Annotated in this window: 1 protein-coding gene; it reads left to right on the top strand. The window is 65.1% G+C overall.

Translation table 11 applies throughout. The annotated features are described in order from the left end of the window. Positions 1-182: CorA family divalent cation transporter (locus tag MTCD1_RS19875; RefSeq protein WP_305764598.1), on the top strand; the 182-nt coding region annotated here is incomplete at its 5' end. Between the last annotated feature and the right edge of the window lie 67 nt (positions 183-249).

Consider the following 249-nt stretch of genomic DNA (forward strand, 5'->3'; position numbering starts at 1 on the left):
TCTTCTCCGTGGCCAGCGTGGCCCTGCTGCCACCGACGCTGATCGCCAGCGTCTACGGCATGAACTTCAAGTTCATGCCCGAGCTGGACTGGCAGTACGGCTACCCCTACGTGCTGGCACTGATGGTGGCCAGCGCGCTGGGGCCGATGCTGTACTTCCGCAAGCGGGGCTGGTTGAAATAAGTACATCCCCCTGAGCGGCTGCGCCGCTTCCCCCTTCTCTCGCATCGCTGCGCGCTGCGGGAAGGGG

The sequence above is a fragment of the Colwellia marinimaniae genome, assembly GCF_002207865.1.
Taxonomy (GTDB): Bacteria; Pseudomonadota; Gammaproteobacteria; order Enterobacterales; family Alteromonadaceae; genus Colwellia; species Colwellia marinimaniae.